Genomic DNA, 15058 nt, shown 5'->3' on the forward strand with positions numbered 1-15058 from the left:
TTACATCCGCGATGCGACGTTTTCCCAGTTCACCAGATTGTCGAGGAAGTTCGACAGGTATGCCGGGCGTTTGTTGCGGAAGTCGATGTAGTACGAGTGCTCCCACACGTCGCAACCCAGCAGTGCGGTCTGACCGAGGCACAGCGGGTTTACGCCATTCTCGGTTTTGGTCACGGCCAGCGAACCGTCGGCGTTCTTGACAAGCCACGCCCAGCCCGAGCCGAACTGACCGGCACCAGCCGCGCTGAACTGCGACTTGAATTCGTCAACCGACCCAAAGCTTTCGGTCAGCGCTTTTTCCAGCTCACCGGGCATCGCGTTGTCGCCAGGGCCCATCATTTCCCAGAACTGGTTGTGGTTCCACAGCTGGCTGATGTTGTTAAAGATGCCGTTCTGCGCAACTGCGTTTGCGTCATAGGTGCCAACGATGATCTCTTCCAGCGACTTGCCGTCCCATTCGGTGCCGGCGATCAGCTTGTTGCCGTTGTCGACATAGGCTTTGTGGTGCAGGTCGTGGTGATATTCCAACGTTTCCGCGGACATACCCTTGGCTGCCAGCGCGTCATGTGCATAAGGAAGATCAGGAAGTTCAAAAGCCATGTCGGCCCCCTGTTAAATAAAAGTTGCGGTTCCCAACGGTTAAATGCTGTGGCAGCCGCCGCAGGTCAAGGGGCGAGACGATAAAACCCGGAGGTCCGCGATGCTGACACAGGCGCGCAAGATGTTTTACCGCGCCCGCGGATACTATGAAGGTTCGTTGAACGGCGAGCCATTTCGCCTAGACCCCTACCATTCGAAATTCTGGCGCAAAGCCTCTGCTGGCGCTTGGGAACCGGAAACCTTTGCGGTGCTGGATCAGTTCCTTTCCCAAGATAGCGATTATCTGGACATCGGGGCTTGGATCGGTCCCACGGTCCTATATGGCGCGCGAAAAGCGCGGCATGTGTGGTGCTTCGAACCCGACCCCACAGCGTACCGGCATCTGGCTTGGAATCTGGATCTGAATGGCATTCAAAATGTCTCGGCCTTGGGCGTTGCCTTGTCTGACAAATTTGGCGTGGCCCGCATGGCGTCCGTTCGGGGCGAGCCGGGGGATTCCACCAGTTCGCTTCTGCATGACGGAGCGCATGGCTCTGATGCATTGACCATCGCGTGGGACCAGTTCGCAACCGCAAACGATCTGTCCGGCGTGTCGTTGGTTAAGATGGATATCGAGGGGGCAGAGTTCTTTGTCTTACCAACCCTCGCACCGTGGCTCAAAGAACATCGCCCCGCCCTGTTTTTGTCGCTGCATGCTCCATTGCTGCCCGAGGCTGAAAGACGCGACCGGGTGGCCGGATTGTTGGAGGCGCTGGATTTTTACCCCTCTCTCTCGGATGACAAGATGCAACCGCTGAAACCGGCGGAGCTTTTGAAGCCAGAGGGGTTAAGCCGGTATCGTACAATCCTTTTGCAATAAAGAAACGCCGGGGCCGGTATTCTATAAACTTCAACGAATAGATCTTGCCTCTTCTGGGTGTATCGGGGTGCTTGCACCCACCTGAATTCAATAAATAAATCATTGTAATAAAATATTTTTATTGAAGTTTTCTGCGCTGGTACTTGTACAAACAGGAGCAGCCGAAACGGTTATATGCTTATGTAAGATGACAAAACAGGACGCCCACCGCTGGATCGCGCCAGAGTACAGGTTCAAGATTGATACAGCACAAGCGTCTGCACTGGCAGCCAGCTCTTACCGGGAATGAGAGGCGGCACAATTTTAAGATCGAGGCGCGAAAGGCTATCGTGTTGTCTGGCACTTGGACCAAACCATGGCTGCAGGCGGAAACGTTCGTGTTCGCTCTCAGGCAAACCTTAAACCTTCCGATAAGTCCGTTACTGTGCGCATGCCTTTTTGCAGGGTAACTTTGCGAACAAGCCATCCGGCGTTGGCATCTGCAGTGTTCAAAGCTAAGAAAAGCCCCGGTTGATCCGGGGCTTTCTACTTTCTATCAGTAAACACCGACTTCGCTGCCCGGCTGCGCGGCAACCTTAAGCAACTTAAAGACGTAGTCCGCAGCGGAGCGGAAGCACACAACGCGGAAGGTCTGATCGTCGTCCATCCAGAATGCGCCAGCCACCTGCGCAAGGCGCGACCGGCGGATCTGGCCGGGTTGGAATGCCTCTGCCGACAGCTCAACCGGAGCCAGCTTACCCAACACTTCACGCGCGCTGGCACCCGAGATGCTGAATACCGCACGCGCATCCGAGACGTTGACCGCCAGAGCATGTGTGCCGCTGAGCGCGTTGGTCATTGCCGCCAGTTTGGCCTCGACCTCGGCGTAAGGCACCAGCACCAGCAATTCATCGGTGGACATCCAAGCCACGCCGGTGTCGCCAGTGACCGAAGCCTCGCGCTGACCGGGCACCTTCTGTCCGGTTGCATCCTTGACGGCTTTGGCCAGAACCTTGTCGGACAGATCACCGCGCAGTGTGATCATGCCTTGCAGGCCACATTCCGCGATCTTAGCGATCCCGTCATAGCTGGCGTGGTTCAGTGCGCTGATGGGTTCAGACATTCTGCTTCTCCCCGTCCTTGTCGAAGAAGATCGGGTCCACGATCTTTGCTTTGTAGGTTTTACCGTCGGTGCCCGGGAATTCGACAATCTCACCCATGCGATCTGGCCCGTGCTTGATCAGGCCCATGGCGATGCCTTTGCCCAGATTGGCCGAGTAATAGGTCGAGGTCACGCGCCCGATCATGTTGCGCTGACCGTTGGCGTTGACACCCTCGCCCACCGCGTAGGCACCGTCGGGAATGACAGAACCATCCACAGTCTCAAGACCGACCAGTTTCCAACGTTCTGGATCGGCCATATGGATGCGCGAATGGGCCCGCTTACCGAGGTAATCCTCTTTCTTTTTCGACAAAGCCCAGTGCAGCCCCAGATCCTGCGGGATCACGGTGCCGTCGGTCTCGTCACCGATCATGATAAAGCCCTTCTCGGCCCGCAGGATGTGCAGACATTCGGTGCCGTACGGCATCACTCCGAACTCTTTCCCTGCCTCCATCAAGGCATCCCAAAACGCCTGACCTTGGCTTGCAGGAACAGCGATCTCATAAGACAGCTCACCTGAGAACGAGATGCGATAGGCGCGGCAATCGAAGTCACCGATCTTGCCATCGCGCCATTCCATGAACGGCAGCGCCTCTTTGCTGACATCCATGCCGCCCAGCTTCTCAAGCACCTTGCGCGCGTTCGGGCCGACCACGGCGACTTGCGCATATTGCTCGGTCACGTTGGCGACATAGACTTTCCAGTCCCACCATTCGGTCTGCAGCCATTCTTCCATGTGACCATGGATACGCTCGGCCCCGCCGGTGGTGGTGTGGCACAGCCATGTATCCTCGTCGATGCGGGCGACAACACCGTCGTCGATCAGGAAGCCGTTTTCCGAACACATCAGGCCATAGCGGCATTTGCCGACCTTCAGCGTGGACATCATGTTGGTGTACATCATGTCCAGGAACTTGCCCGCGTCCGGCCCTTTGACGATCAGCTTGCCCAGTGTCGATGCGTCCAGCAATCCGAGGTTTTCGCGCGTGTTCTTCACCTCACGGTTCACTGCATCATGCACGGATTCACCGGGTCGGACATAGGCATATGTCCGGCGCCAGTGACCGACCGGTTCCCAATCGGCACCGTTCTTGTCATGCCAGTTGTGCATCGGAGTCTGGCGGATCGGCTGGAACACATCGCCGCGCGCCTCGCCCCCGATCGAACCCATCGAAATGGGCGTATAGGGCGGACGGAACGTGGTGGTGCCGACCTTGGGTATCTCTGATTCAAGTGCATCAGCAAGGATCGCCAAGCCATTGATATTGCTCAACTTACCCTGATCAGTCGCCATGCCCAGCGTGGTGTAACGTTTGGTGTGCTCGACGCTTTCATACCCTTCGCGCGCAGCCAGCTGAACATCGGACACTTTGACATCGTTCTGGAAGTCCAGCCAGGACTTAGCCCGCAGTTGGATTTCAGCATTGGCAGGCATCAGCCAAACAGCTTCCATCGGTGCCTCGGCGGTGGTTTCACCAACCGGGGCTTTGGTGCGTTTGGGCGTGTGACCAACGGCCTTGCCCGCGGCTTTGCCCGCTGCGTCGGCATCTTTCAGAACATCTGCCAGAGCCAACGGACCATTGGAGCTGCCAGCAGCAATAACAAAGCCTTCACCATCGGCACCCAGCGGCGGGCGGTCGGGATCGGGTCGGAAATGCGCGTGCGCCTCGTCCCAGATCAGTTTGCCACCGCAGTGCGACCACATATGCACAACCGGAGACCAGCCGCCTGACATGGCGACCGCATCGGCTTCGACCTCCTCGCGCGCGCCGCCGACACCCTCTTGGTTACAGATGGCAACCTTTTTGACGCGTTTGCCGCCCTTGACCTTCGCGATGGCCTTGCCGGGATCAACGCGGATACCAAGGTCCCGCGCTTCTTGCGCCAGAGGGCCGGCAGATGCACGGGCGTCAACCACGCGCAGAACATCAACACCGGCCTGTTTCATCTGGATCGCAGTGCGGTATGCGTCGTCATTATTGGTGGCAACAATCACACGTTCACCGGGTGTTACGCCCCAGTTCACAACATAATCGCGCATCGCCGAAGCCAGCATCACGCCCGGCACATCGTTACCCGCGAATGACAACGGACGCTCAATTGCACCGGTGGCGGTGACAACCTGTTTGGCCCGGATACGCCACAACCGATGACGCGGGCCTTGCACGCCCGGAGTGTGGTCCGTCAGACGCTCATATCCCAGCACGTAACCGTGGTCATAGACGCCTGCCCCCATGCAGCGCGCGCGCAAGGTAACGTTGTCCATTGTTTCGAGTTCGGAAACCAATTGTTCCACGAACTTATCCACAGGCTCGCCATTCACCGTACCGCCGTCAACCGGAGCGCGACCACCCCAATGCGCGGTCTGCTCGATCAGCAGAACCTTGGCACCGGATTGCGCGGCCGTTTTCGCTGCTTGCAGCCCAGCTACACCACCGCCAATCACCAGCACATCGGTATAGGCATAGAAGTGTTCATAGGTGTCCGCGTCCTTGGTTTCCTTGTCGGGCGCTTTGCCCAGACCGGCAGATTGGCGGATGAAGGGCTCGTAGACGTGTTTCCAGAACGGCTTCGGATGGATGAACGTTTTGTAGTAGAAACCAGCCGGCAGGAACCGCGCCAGCGCTGTATTCACTGCACCGATGTCAAAATCGAGGTTCGGCCAGTGGTTTTGAGAGATTGCAGTCAAGCCGTTGAACAGCTCGGTCGTGGTGGCGCGCTGGTTCGGCTCGAACCGGGCACCCTGCCCCAGACCAACCAGCGCGTTCGGCTCTTCCGCACCGCTGGCGACGACGCCGCGCGGACGGTGGTATTTGAACGACCGGCCCATCATCATCTGATCGTTGGCCAGCAGGGCCGAAGCGAGCGTGTCGCCGTCGTAGCCCTGCATCGAAGTGCCGTTGAACGTAAACGTGACCTTTTTCGACCGGTCAATCAGCCGGCCTTGTTTTGCGAGACGGGTGCTCATTTTGCGGACCTTTCGCAGGTGGAGGCATCAAAGCCTCCGGCGGGAGTATTTTTGAAAAGATGGCTCATACGGAGAACTCTCTCCACGTCCAGTCAGGACGTTTGGCTGTGATGGCATCCTTGATCTCTTGCGGCGGTTCGGTGACCTGCGCAGAGTAGGTGCCGAACACCTCGAGCGTTTGCGTGCAGCGCGCGGCGTGGAACCACTTGCCGCACCCATTGGCATGACGCCAGCGTTCGAAATGCACCCCTTTGGGGTTATCGCGCATAAACAGGTAGTCGTGGAATTCATCATCCGACGAGCCGGGACCGAAACGCTTCAGATGCGCTTCGCCACCAGCGGCCAGTTCGGTTTCTTCGGCGTCAACGCCGCAGTATGGGCAGTTCAGGATCAGCATGTTGTCATCCTTTTGGCGGTCGGTCGGCACCGAAGCCGACCTGAATTCTGTTACTTGGCGACCTTGGGCAGACCCATTAGTGCGCCACCCCGGCGGCGACGCTTTCGTCGATGAAGCGGCCCTCTTTAAAGCGGTCGAGAGTAAAGGCTTCGGTCAGCGGCGAATGACCCGTAGCCATCAGCTGTGCCATGCCCCAGCCCGATCCCGGGATCGCTTTGAAGCCGCCAGTACCCCAACCACAGTTGATGAAGCAGCCACCCAGCGGTGTCTTGGACAAAATCGGGGACCGGTCGCCGGTCATATCCACGATCCCACCCCATTGCCGCAGCATTTTCAGGCGTGAGATCATGGGGAAGGTTTCGACCAGTGCGCGCACGGTTTCCTCGATGTGATGGAAAGAACCTCGCTGGGTAAAGTTGTTAAACCCGTCGGTGCCGCCACCAATCACCATCTCACCCTTGTCGGACTGAGACATATAACCGTGCACGGTGTTCGCCATTACGACCACATCCATGCAGGGTTTGATCGGTTCGGATACCAGAGCCTGCAATGCAATCGCTTCAAGCGGCAGACGGAAGCCCGCCATTTCGGCCAGTTGACCAGAGTGGCCGGCAACGACGATGCCCAGCTTGTCACAATCAATGGCGCCTTTGGAGGTGTCGACGCCGACCACTCGACCGTTATCCGAACGCACGCCGGTGACTTCACATTGCTGAATGATGTCCATCCCCATGGCAGAACAGGCACGGGCATAGCCCCAGGCCACGGCATCGTGACGCGCGGTGCCGCCGCGTTCCTGCCAGAGCGCGCCCAGAACCGGATAGCGCGGACCGTCCAGATTGATGATCGGCACCAGTTCCTTGACCCGCTCGGGGGTGATCCATTCAGTTTTAACACCCTGCAGAGCATTGGCATGGGCCGTGCGCTGATAACCGCGAATCTCGTGCTGTGTCTGCGCCAGCATCATCACACCGCGCGGGCTGAACATGATGTTGTAGTTCAGGTCCTGGCTCAGGTCCTCATAAAGCCCCCGCGCCTTTTCGTACAGTGCAGCCGATGGATCCTGCAGATAGTTCGAACGGATAATGGTGGTATTCCGGCCCGTGTTACCACCACCCAGCCAGCCTTTTTCGATCACCGCGACATTCTGTATGCCGTAGTTCTTTCCAAGGTAGTACGCGGTCGCTAGACCGTGCCCGCCAGCACCTATGATGATGACGTCATATTTCTTCTTGGGTTCGGGCGAACGCCAGGCGCGTTCCCATCCGGTGTGATAGCGCAGAGCTTCCCGCGCCACAGCAAAGGCTGAATAGTGTTTCATGTGCGAATCCATCCGGTTCGGTGATTGGGCGCAGATATGCCGTGTGTGCGCAGTTTACCCCTGCCGCGCAACGCCGCAATATCGCACTATTGCGACATGTCGCTCATTCGCGGCCATTTGTCCCTTTTGTCGGGCGGCCCGTGGGTCTAAGTCAGGGCAACATCTTCGGAGGGACCATGACGTTCTGGGTTCTGATTTTTATTGTCGCACTCCTGGTTGCGGCATTCCTTTGCTTCGCTCTGCTGCGCAATCGCAGTGGGGAAAAACCTTCAGCCGCTTATGATCTGGAGGTTTATCGCGAACAATTGGCCGGGGTCGACAAAGACCTGGCGCGCGGTGTGATTGGCGAGGCAGACGCCGAACGGGTCCGAACCGAGATTTCCCGTCGCATTCTGGCCGCTGACGAACAAATGAAAAAGGGCAACGCCGAATCTGGACCTTCGCGAGCCGTTTCCATCATCTCGGTGGTCGTGATTGCGCTTATCCTGATCGGTGGTGCGACGGCACTGTATGATCGGACCGGTGCCGTGGGTTTGCCTGACATGCCATTGACCGCAAGGCTGGAGCTTGCGGAAGAGGTTCGCGCCAACCGTCCGCCCCAAAACGCCGCAGAACAGCTGGCGACCCCACCGCAACCTGCGCAATTGGACGAAAGCTATGAAGCGCTTTTGAATCAGTTGCGGGAAACGGTCGCCAACCGTCCGGATGACCTGCAGGGGCAAATGCTGCTGGCACAGCACGAGACCAACGCTGGCAACTTCAAGGCAGGATATACCGCGCAGCAACGCGTGATTGAACTGTCCGGGGACGCAGCAACGGCCGACGCTTACGCTGACCTTGCCGAGATGATGATCCTCGCGGCGGGCGGCTATGTTTCGCCAGAGGCTGAACAGGCCCTGACCGAAGCGTTGAACCGGGACCGTCGCCATGGTCCGGCGCGTTACTACTGGGGGCAGATGTTGGCTCAGGTCGGTCGCCCGGACCTGGCCTATCGCATGTGGGTGCAAACCTTACAGGATTCCCCAAGCGGCGCGCCCTGGGTCGGTGCCATTCGGGCGCAGATCGATGAACTGGCCTTTCGAGCAGGTGTTTTCAATGCACCAGACCTCAGCACCGCGGCCGGCCCCAGTCAGGAAGATATGGCCGCCGCGGCGGAATTGACGCCCGAAGAACGGCAAGAGATGATTCAGGGGATGGTGAACCAGCTGTCAGACCGTCTGGCCACCGAAGGCGGCGCGCCCGAGGAATGGGCACGTCTGATTGCAGCTTTGGGTGTTCTGGGTCAGGGTCAAAGGGCCATCGATATTCACAAAGAGGCCATGCAAGTCTTTGCCGGGAATTCCGAAGCACTTGAAATCCTCGACGCAGCCGCGTTGCAGGCAGGGATTGCCCAATGATCCACGATGCGTTCGAGGACTTCGCTGCAGCGTTGCAGCCGATGACAGCACTGATGGGTCTGGATCTTGGTGAAAAGACAATCGGCGTTGCCGTGTCCGACCGGATGCGCGGGGTTGCCAGTCCGCTGGAAACCGTACGGCGCAAAAAATTTACCTTGGATTCCGCGCGTTTGATCGAGATTGTGACCGATCGTGAAATCGGTGGTATCTTACTGGGACTGCCGAAAAACATGGATGGGTCTGAGGGGCCGCGCTGCCAGTCGACACGGGCTTTTGCGCGAAATCTGTCCCGTTTGACCGATCTGCCCATTGGATTCTGGGACGAACGGCTCAGCACGGTTGCGGCAGAAAAAGCACTGCTGGAGGCGGATACGACACGAAAACGTCGCGGACAGGTTATTGATCACGTAGCCGCAGGTTATATCTTGCAAGGGGCGCTGGACAGGTTGCGCTTTTTGTAACGAGGTCGGAGACCGTCAATGACGAATATGGTGTGGAAACGGAATGAGGTCGAAAGCCCTTGCGTCCAGATCTGTGTCGTTCACCCGACTGAACGCATCTGCACCGGATGCTATCGCACGATTGACGAAATCTCGCGCTGGTCCAAGATGGACAGCTCTGAGCGTGCAGAAATCATGGATAACTTGCCCGCGCGCAAACCCCGACTTTCCAAACGGCGCGGCGGACGTGCGGGTCGCTTAAACGACTCCTGAGCAGTTAGCCCAGCTTATCTCGCGCGTCGATTTGCGCATGTCCGGCCCGCTTCGAAACAGGTTTTTGCAATTCTTTGCGGAGCAGAACCGTCATCTCGGATCGCGTCGCCCGGTCATGTCGAACAGTTTCACTTTTTGGTTTCACACGCCGATTGTCAGACGCGGCGCGGCTTAACAGCTTTCCAAACAGAGCATTCAATTTCATCTTGTTATTCCCGCTAAATAACATTTCTGCCGCTGCGGATCGAAAGCGAGCTCCGAGGGGTTCTAGCTCGCGTCTTATGTAAGTGGTGACCCGCAGCGACAAAGTGTGGCTAAAGGTGTTTCCAACGAAAATTAGGGGGAAAACACTCAGGTCCAGATCGTATTTGACGCACCCGTCAGTAAAAACCCATAAACGCCTGAAGTTCCCTCACGTCATTATTAGGCGTTCAGGTCTGAGCAAAACGCAAATAACAAGTGTGCACTTTGCAACCCAACCATTGTTGGCGAATCATCATGAATTTCGCGAGCGCGATGCAGCGATCAATGCCCTGGGGATTGATCGCCGCTACCTTAAGCACACCGCGGGCTTATCCGGCAGCCAGCCAGGTTTTTGCGTTGTCGAACTCTTCAGACGGGAAAAACTGAGTCCGAGTGCCAAGAACATGACTGGCGACTTTTTGGGCCATATGCTGCCAGCTTTTGTCGCCAACAATCGCAGCTCGGTCCAACTGACCGATATGGCGACTGGCCAGCCGGAAATGCGCCGCTAACGCAGACAGTCCCTGCCATCCATCGAATTCCCGAAGGTCGATCAGCAAGCGAAACCCGTCGCGGTCCTGAAGCAAGGCATCCAGATCACGCTCTGCCTGCTGGTATTCCTCGGGGTCCAGTTTACCCAAAAGGCTGATCTGCACACCCGGCCCGCCCAAGTCGGTCACATGGATCGAGCCCAGCGACTCGCGCATCCAACGCCGGGCGGCTTCCAGATCAGCCAGATCAAACAATTGCACGGGACACGGCAGGATCGGGGCGGCCAGACGAACGCTGGTTTTCACCCAGCCCTGATCGGCAACTACTGCGATCCGGTCGAAGCCACGCCAATGACTGAGCCCCAGCTTGGTATCCGACCATGCAGCGCCCAGATCACACCCTTTGAATTCAGGCTGCACGATGGCCAGTAGACGCACCGTATCATTTTCGGTCAACGCGGCCTCGATCGCAGGAACCAAGGTGTTTGTGTAGTCGGCGCTTGTGACTTGCCCTGACAACTCGACTTCAATCAGGGCACCATCAGAATTCGTATGGACCTTAATCATACTTCAAAACCTCCAAAGCCAAATAATGACAGAAGGTTAGGCAGTTTTGATCCATTCGGCCACACCCCCGGTACATTCCGGTCGAAAATAGGCGATCATCCGTCCATCTGGTCCGGCTGTGGCCGCGTCAGCCCAGGGCGCAACACCATGCAGACAATGGCGGTGTAACAGGTAAGCTTCCCCCGGTACGGCAGGCAATTCGATCCTCGGGCAGGTCTCAAAAACCTCGCGTCGCGCGGCTTGGTAGATATCCGTCACATCTACTTCATGCAGAGCCTCGTCTGGTGTGCCACGCAACGCATCCCTGAAGGCAGAACCAAGAATATGATGGCTGCCTTCCCACAGCACCATGGGTGACGCATCCGCGCTGGCCTCGGTCAGGGGAATGCCCAATATCCACGCATGTGGCTCATCCACACGCCGACGACGATCCGGGCCCATTGGGCGCAAACCGTCCACATGGGCAGCATCCCTATTCCGGCGATACCGAGTGGCGGCTTCGTTTTCCCAACGCCGCGGGCGCGGGTAGCCCGGATAAATGACCGACACCTGCCCTTTGTGCAGGGGTAAATCGCCATAATGTTCGCGAATAAACGACACCGCCTGCCCGGCCAGAGGCGCAGACTGACCGACCCTGCCCTGCGCGTCATTGGGCAGCGCATCTACGCCGATGAACCATGTCCCTTCACAGTCTAACCATTCCGCATGAGCCGGGTCTGAAGTCGAGGCGCGGGCTGCGGGCAACGCGTAGCTGACCCACTCGGCCAGCGACGGGTCATAGGCAAACTTTACCCAGCCCTTGGCCCAAAAATCACTCATAGGCCAATTGCCTTCCGCAGCATGTTCAGCGCCACCAGCGTCAGAAACACGGCGAAGACCCGTTTTAAGGGTTTCGGATCCATCGCATGCGCCAGTTTCACACCCAAGGGTGCGGTCATCATCGTCATCGCAACAACAACGGCAAAGGCCACAAGATTGACGGCCCCGATTGTCAACGGAGGGCGGTGTTCAGGTGCAATTTCGAGAAACAGAAAGCCAATAACCGACGGCACGGCAATGATCACACCAAAGCCTGCCGCTGTTGCGACGGCACGGTGGATCGGGGTGTTATAAAGGCTCATCAGCGGAACACCAAAACTGCCACCCCCGATCCCCATCAGAACCGAAAGAAAGCCTACCATGGGCGACAGAACTGCCCTTTTGATCCCCCCCGGCATAACATCGCCCAGTCGCCATTCAGCACGGCCCAGCCCAAGATACGCGCCAATCACCATACCCAGAACGCCAAACAAAGCCTGCAGGGCCTCGGTCCGCAGGGCGGAGGCGACCATAACGCCAACTATTGCGCCAACGACGATACCCGGTCCCCATCCACGCAGAATGTCCCAATCAACGGCACCCTTTTTGTTATGCGCCATAACTGAACGAACCGATGTCACAATGATCGTGGCAAGCGATGTCGCCAAACACAGCTGCATCAGTTGCGGGCCGCCATATCCGAGGGTTTGGAAGGCATAAAAGAACGCGGGGACAAGAACGATACCTCCGCCGACCCCAAGCAACCCTGCCAGAACGCCAGCCAGCGCTCCGATCACAAGCAAAAGGCCCAGCATCTGAGCCAGCAACATCGTCTCGGGCATTGTTCCCCCTGCCTGTTAAGCCTCTGCCATCGGCGCAACGTGGTCCAACGCCTGCAACATCACTTCGGGCCCTGCCCCCTTGTGCACGGCCCCTTCTGACAAGGCGCGCCGCCATGCACGGGCCCCGGGGCGGCCTGTAAAGAGACCGAGCATATGGCGCGTGATCTGGTGCAACCGCCCGCCTTTGGCAAGATGCTTATCAATATAGGGCACCATTTGTTGAACGATCGCAATCGGATCTCGCGCGTCTCCGACGCCAAAGATGCGCGGGTCAGCCTCTGACAGAATATCTCCGGGCTGGTGGTACGCGGCCCGTCCGATCATCACCCCATCCAGGCCTGCATCCAGATGAGCCTTCGCCGCGTCCAATGAAGCGATACCGCCATTGATCGAGATATGAAGGTCCGAAAACGCCGCCTTCATCCGGTGCACCAGATCATAGTCTAACGGAGGAATATCCCGGTTTTCCTTGGGGCTCAGCCCCTGCAACCAAGCCTTGCGTGCGTGGATTGTCACCCTTTGACAACCCGCGTTACGGATCTGGTCCAGAAATGCAGGCAGCACATCGTCAGGGTTTTGATCGTCAACCCCGATGCGGCACTTGACCGTAACGTCCACATCCACAGCCGCGCACATCGCGGACACGCAGTCGGCAACACGGCCCGGATCTTTCATCAGAACCGCCCCAAACGTGCCCGATTGCACCCGGTCCGATGGGCAACCGCAATTGAGATTGATCTCATCATATCCAGCCTCGGCCCCCAGCCGTGCGGCCTGCGCCAGTTCATCCGGGTCCGAACCGCCAAGCTGCAATGCCACCGGATGTTCCTCTGGCGAATACTCCAACAGGTGCATCGCCCCGCCTCGTACAAGCGCCGGCGCTGTCACCATTTCGGTGTACAACAAGGTCTCAGTGCTGAGCAGTCGATGGAAAAAGCGGCAGTGTCGATCTGTCCAATCCATCATCGGCGCAACGCTTAAACGCGCTGCTTTTTGTGCGTTGTTTTTCAAAGCGCCAGCTCCACAGCTCTAAACTCCATTGCGTGCGATATCCCCGGTTTTAGCCGTATCTCCTCGGGTTTTCCAAAGATCACGATTCGAGCGTTCTTGGGGTGTAACACATCACGACGGCGCGAACAGCAGGCCGAAGGCACTGTGCGAGAAGCCAACGTCTCGTGATTGTCGTGGTCATACCAGACGAGACCGTCTCAAACCGGTTTACGGTGCCTATGATCACAAAAGACCATCAGAGAAAAACGTATATTTTTAAACACTTACCCTCGAAGCGCGCTCGAATGCCCCTTGTTCCTGAGCGGTGTTTTCCTCTGCGGTGTTTTGATCGGAAAGCTCTTCCAGGCGCAAACCGAAGGTCGCCGGCATTAGTTGACCAGCCCGGTTCAGCCCTTTGAATCGGGCATGCATAAACCGCTTTTTAGATACCTGATGCGGCTGCGTGTTACTCATGTAGTCAACGTCAACCTGTCCTCCGGCGGCCAAAAACCCGTCCGCAAGTGCTGCTTGTAAAAGCGCTTCGCCACGCTGCGTGCGGGTAATCACTGAATTGGTACCAGGATCCGTTACGGACCCTTCTCGGTCCGGCGTGGCATTGGACCAGGTGTCAGCGGCCGCAATATCTGCGGCCTCGCCAATACCATCGGGACAAACCTTGCAGCGAAAAGGCAATGACCATTTGCTTTCGTCTTCGCCCCAAAAATCAAGATAATGAAAATCGCGACGTCGACCGTCATTTGTGGTGATTGTTGTCGGGCCCGGACACCCACGGCCACGGTACCGCAAGGCTGTGATATCTTGCTTGAGTATGTCGTTGTCCGACAAAAAGCGGTTCATGGCCTGATCGGGCATAAAGCCGCCGCAGACCGGGGCCAGCATATACTTGATCAAGCGATTCACACGCGCATCCTTGTGCGCAAGATTGCGTATAGCGTTCAGATCACACGGCTTTGCAACAACGGCAAAGGGTTCGTTCCGGTCCAAAGCCGCAACCAGTCCAATCAGCGGTGCCGTCGGACCATAGCGAGACCCTGCCCCGCTCAAAACCTCTTCCATCGTTGTCGAAATCGTGGCCTCTCCAAAAGTCGGCTCTTGTTCCGAGGCTTTCACATGCAAGATGAACGAGACCCTCCCCGAGTATAGTAGGTATTGCGCCAGCGCGGTTAAGACACCTGCGGTAGAGCCCTCGTACCGCGTGTTGGCATCAGCCGCCCAAGCCAGAGACAGGCTGTGATAAGGTCCCCAGACCAAGTCATCAAAGGGGGCGGCATTCGCTTCTTCGGATGGGATCGCCTCGCAACGCGCACCAGGGCAAACGTCGTAGACAAGGTCAACATCCGCCCGTGTCAGTTCGCCTCGAAGCTGCGGGCGCAGTTCTCCGTCCTGCGCCTTTGCCATATGCAGTTTTGCTGACCCAAGCACAGATTGGCAAAGACCGCAGCCAATGCACAATCCGTCCTTCAAAATCTTTGAAAAGCGTGTGTTGGGGTCCATGTTCTTCACTCAAAATCACCGAGGGCTATAACGGCACCATTCCGGCAGTTGGGTTTACATTGGACGATTGGGCCCCAAAAAGCCTTCAGGGCAGGTACAGCCATCACCAACCCTCTCCCCAACTGCCCGAAATCAACCCCATTTGCTCAAGCTTCAGGATCACCTGATGAGCGCAGTTGTCGACTTCGACATTTTCGGTTTCGACGCTCAGTTCAG

Annotated in this window: 15 protein-coding genes; 4 read left to right on the forward strand and 11 right to left on the reverse strand. The window is 57.5% G+C overall.

The window, feature by feature from the left end; genetic code table 11:
* Complete coding sequence (locus GOV91_RS04240; RefSeq protein WP_171234548.1) at positions 1-600, reverse strand: superoxide dismutase; 600 nt, start codon at positions 598-600, stop codon at positions 1-3.
* Positions 601-700: 100 nt separating this feature from the next.
* On the opposite strand from GOV91_RS04240, the gene GOV91_RS04245 reads away from it, so the two are divergent.
* The gene (locus GOV91_RS04245; RefSeq protein WP_171179486.1) at positions 701-1459 is read left to right on the forward strand and encodes an FkbM family methyltransferase; all 759 of its coding nucleotides are present in this window, start codon (positions 701-703) and stop codon (positions 1457-1459) included.
* 535 nt (positions 1460-1994) lie between these two features.
* On the opposite strand, the gene GOV91_RS04250 is transcribed toward GOV91_RS04245, so the two are convergent.
* The 4 genes from GOV91_RS04250 to GOV91_RS04265 form a co-directional block, all read right to left on the reverse strand.
* Positions 1995-2561 carry a sarcosine oxidase subunit gamma gene (locus tag GOV91_RS04250; protein WP_171179484.1) on the reverse strand — a complete coding sequence of 189 codons (567 nt, stop codon included), beginning with the start codon at positions 2559-2561 and terminating at the stop codon, positions 1995-1997.
* Positions 2554-5568, reverse strand: a complete 3015-nt coding sequence (locus GOV91_RS04255) for a sarcosine oxidase subunit alpha family protein (RefSeq protein ID WP_171234549.1) — start codon at positions 5566-5568, stop codon at positions 2554-2556. The genes GOV91_RS04250 and GOV91_RS04255 overlap by 8 nt, the downstream gene beginning before the upstream one ends.
* A gap of 64 nt (positions 5569-5632) precedes the next feature.
* A complete protein-coding gene (locus GOV91_RS04260; protein ID WP_171234550.1) occupies positions 5633-5965 on the reverse strand; it encodes a sarcosine oxidase subunit delta in 333 nt (110 codons plus the stop codon).
* 76 nt (positions 5966-6041) lie between these two features.
* On the reverse strand, positions 6042-7286 hold the full coding sequence (locus GOV91_RS04265; RefSeq protein WP_171234551.1) for a sarcosine oxidase subunit beta family protein: 1245 nt from the start codon (positions 7284-7286) through the stop codon (positions 6042-6044).
* Between the two features lie 176 nt (positions 7287-7462).
* Here GOV91_RS04265 and ccmI point away from each other — a divergent pair, with 176 nt between their 5' ends.
* The 3 genes from ccmI to GOV91_RS04280 are packed head-to-tail and all read left to right on the forward strand — an operon-like array spanning position 7463 to position 9396.
* Positions 7463-8683, forward strand: a complete 1221-nt coding sequence (gene ccmI, locus GOV91_RS04270; protein ID WP_171234552.1) for a c-type cytochrome biogenesis protein CcmI — start codon at positions 7463-7465, stop codon at positions 8681-8683.
* On the forward strand, positions 8680-9144 hold the full coding sequence (ruvX, locus tag GOV91_RS04275; RefSeq protein ID WP_171234553.1) for a Holliday junction resolvase RuvX: 465 nt from the start codon (positions 8680-8682) through the stop codon (positions 9142-9144). Before ccmI ends, ruvX begins: the two co-directional genes overlap by 4 nt.
* A gap of 18 nt (positions 9145-9162) precedes the next feature.
* Complete coding sequence (locus GOV91_RS04280; protein WP_171234554.1) at positions 9163-9396, forward strand: DUF1289 domain-containing protein; 234 nt, start codon at positions 9163-9165, stop codon at positions 9394-9396.
* 4 nt (positions 9397-9400) lie between these two features.
* Here GOV91_RS04280 and GOV91_RS04285 read toward each other — a convergent pair whose 3' ends face one another.
* The 6 genes from GOV91_RS04285 to GOV91_RS04310 form a co-directional block, all read right to left on the reverse strand.
* Positions 9401-9601 carry a hypothetical protein gene (locus GOV91_RS04285; protein WP_171234555.1) on the reverse strand — a complete coding sequence of 67 codons (201 nt, stop codon included), beginning with the start codon at positions 9599-9601 and terminating at the stop codon, positions 9401-9403.
* A gap of 367 nt (positions 9602-9968) precedes the next feature.
* The gene (locus GOV91_RS04290; RefSeq protein ID WP_171234556.1) at positions 9969-10697 is read right to left on the reverse strand and encodes an STAS/SEC14 domain-containing protein; all 729 of its coding nucleotides are present in this window, start codon (positions 10695-10697) and stop codon (positions 9969-9971) included.
* Positions 10698-10733: 36 nt separating this feature from the next.
* Positions 10734-11516, reverse strand: a complete 783-nt coding sequence (locus GOV91_RS04295; RefSeq protein WP_171234557.1) for a hypothetical protein — start codon at positions 11514-11516, stop codon at positions 10734-10736.
* Positions 11513-12337: a sulfite exporter TauE/SafE family protein gene (locus tag GOV91_RS04300; protein WP_171234558.1), complete on the reverse strand. Its 825-nt coding sequence runs from the start codon at positions 12335-12337 to the stop codon at positions 11513-11515. The genes GOV91_RS04295 and GOV91_RS04300 overlap by 4 nt, the downstream gene beginning before the upstream one ends.
* Positions 12338-12352: 15 nt before the next feature.
* Complete coding sequence (gene dusA, locus GOV91_RS04305) at positions 12353-13348, reverse strand: tRNA dihydrouridine(20/20a) synthase DusA (RefSeq protein ID WP_171234559.1); 996 nt, start codon at positions 13346-13348, stop codon at positions 12353-12355.
* Between the two features lie 255 nt (positions 13349-13603).
* Positions 13604-14746: a Coenzyme F420 hydrogenase/dehydrogenase, beta subunit C-terminal domain gene (locus GOV91_RS04310; protein WP_171234560.1), complete on the reverse strand. Its 1143-nt coding sequence runs from the start codon at positions 14744-14746 to the stop codon at positions 13604-13606.
* Positions 14747-15058 lie beyond the last annotated feature (312 nt).

Origin of the sequence: Ruegeria sp. HKCCA6837, assembly GCF_013034475.1 — a bacterium.
In the GTDB taxonomy this organism is placed as follows: Bacteria; Pseudomonadota; Alphaproteobacteria; order Rhodobacterales; family Rhodobacteraceae; genus Ruegeria.

Bases quoted from the DNA above. Each gene is read 5' to 3' on its own strand.
- GOV91_RS04250 (WP_171179484.1), bottom strand. From the start codon at position 2,561: ATGTCTGAACCCATCAGCGCACTGAACCACGCCAGCTATGACGGGATC.
- GOV91_RS04285 (WP_171234555.1), bottom strand. From the start codon at position 9,601: ATGAAATTGAATGCTCTGTTTGGAAAGCTGTTAAGCCGCGCCGCGTCT.
- GOV91_RS04245 (WP_171179486.1), top strand. From the start codon at position 701: ATGCTGACACAGGCGCGCAAGATGTTTTACCGCGCCCGCGGATACTAT.
- GOV91_RS04310 (WP_171234560.1), bottom strand. From the start codon at position 14,746: ATGGCAAAGGCGCAGGACGGAGAACTGCGCCCGCAGCTTCGAGGCGAA.
- GOV91_RS04295 (WP_171234557.1), bottom strand. From the start codon at position 11,516: ATGAGTGATTTTTGGGCCAAGGGCTGGGTAAAGTTTGCCTATGACCCG.
- GOV91_RS04300 (WP_171234558.1), bottom strand. From the start codon at position 12,337: ATGCCCGAGACGATGTTGCTGGCTCAGATGCTGGGCCTTTTGCTTGTG.
- GOV91_RS04280 (WP_171234554.1), top strand. From the start codon at position 9,163: ATGACGAATATGGTGTGGAAACGGAATGAGGTCGAAAGCCCTTGCGTC.
- GOV91_RS04265 (WP_171234551.1), bottom strand. From the start codon at position 7,286: ATGAAACACTATTCAGCCTTTGCTGTGGCGCGGGAAGCTCTGCGCTAT.
- ruvX (WP_171234553.1), top strand. From the start codon at position 8,680: ATGATCCACGATGCGTTCGAGGACTTCGCTGCAGCGTTGCAGCCGATG.
- GOV91_RS04260 (WP_171234550.1), bottom strand. From the start codon at position 5,965: ATGCTGATCCTGAACTGCCCATACTGCGGCGTTGACGCCGAAGAAACC.
- GOV91_RS04255 (WP_171234549.1), bottom strand. From the start codon at position 5,568: ATGAGCACCCGTCTCGCAAAACAAGGCCGGCTGATTGACCGGTCGAAA.
- GOV91_RS04290 (WP_171234556.1), bottom strand. From the start codon at position 10,697: ATGATTAAGGTCCATACGAATTCTGATGGTGCCCTGATTGAAGTCGAG.
- ccmI (WP_171234552.1), top strand. From the start codon at position 7,463: ATGACGTTCTGGGTTCTGATTTTTATTGTCGCACTCCTGGTTGCGGCA.
- GOV91_RS04240 (WP_171234548.1), bottom strand. From the start codon at position 600: ATGGCTTTTGAACTTCCTGATCTTCCTTATGCACATGACGCGCTGGCA.